The organism is Brevibacterium sp. HMSC063G07 (assembly GCF_001810665.1).
Classification (GTDB): Bacteria; Actinomycetota; Actinomycetes; order Actinomycetales; family Brevibacteriaceae; genus Brevibacterium.
In genome coordinates, this window is sequence record NZ_KV802319.1 from 1 (window position 1) to 1,025 (window position 1,025).

A 1,025-nucleotide genomic window follows, 5' to 3' on the forward strand; every position below is an offset into this window, starting at 1 on the left:
TGAAGTGCCCCAGGTTTTGTTCCGTTTGAGTAGATGGGAAAATTTGGAACGTGCCAAGGAAATTTGACCAGGATGCGAAGGACCGTGTGGTCCGTCTTGTGGAAGACCGCATCTTGGCGGAAAATATGTCGATGCAAGCCGCGTGCCAGGCAGTAGCTCCAAAGCTGGGGGTTTCATGGCACACGGCCCGTCAATGGACTCAGCAGGCCCGCCGTGCGGGAAACATTCCAGAACCTGTGCCTGAAGATTTGGCTGCCGAGAACGCGAGGCTACGTCGTGAAAATCAAGAGCTACGCGACACTAACGAGCTGCTGAAGGCTGCCTCAGCTTTTTTCGCGTCGGAACTCGACCCAAAACGTCGGAAATGATCCGATTCATCGATGAATACCGGAATCGTTTCTCTGTCGAGTTCATCTGTAAGACGTTGAAGGATAACCGGGCTGGTGGGTTCATCACCTCGCGTGGGTATCGCCAGTCCAAGGCCCGTGGGTTAAGTGCTCGTCGCCTTCGTGATGCTGTGCTGGTCGACCGCATTAGTGCTGTTCATCGGGATAATTACGGCGTCTACGGCGTGCGGAAAATGTGGCATGCTCTCCGCCGTGACGGAATTGATATCGGTCGTGAACAAACTGCTCGGTTGATGCGCTTGGCCGGTGTTTCTGGCAAAGGCAAAGGCAGATCACCTCTCACAACCCGTAAGGCTAATGTGCCTGATCTGCGCCCGGACTTGGTCGAGCGTGAGTTCAAAGCTCAGGGCCCGAATAAACTGTGGGTGGCCGACATTACGTATGTGCGCACGAAGAAAGGCTTTGTGTACGCCGCGTTTGTCACCGACGTTTACTCTCGACGGATCGTTGGGTGGGCGTTATCAGACTCGATGCGGACGGAAGCACTGCCGCTGCAAGCTCTTAACCAGGCGATCGTGTGTGCTGAGGAAACAACAGGTCTCATTCACCATTCAGATCACGGCTCACAGTATGTCAGCGTTGTCTACAACCAGCGACTTGCCCAGCACGGGATTGCCG

At 54.8% G+C, this 1,025-nt stretch carries 2 protein-coding genes; both read left to right on the plus strand.

Annotated features, from left to right (window positions below; genetic code table 11):
- Positions 1–50 precede the first annotated feature (50 nt).
- Positions 51–368 carry a transposase gene (locus HMPREF2757_RS00010; protein WP_013887466.1) on the plus strand — a complete coding sequence of 106 codons (318 nt, stop codon included), beginning with the start codon at positions 51–53 and terminating at the stop codon, positions 366–368.
- A partial coding sequence (locus HMPREF2757_RS00015) for an IS3 family transposase (RefSeq protein ID WP_070572190.1) occupies positions 365–1,025 on the plus strand: 661 nt, incomplete at its 3' end. The genes HMPREF2757_RS00010 and HMPREF2757_RS00015, both read left to right, overlap by 4 nt.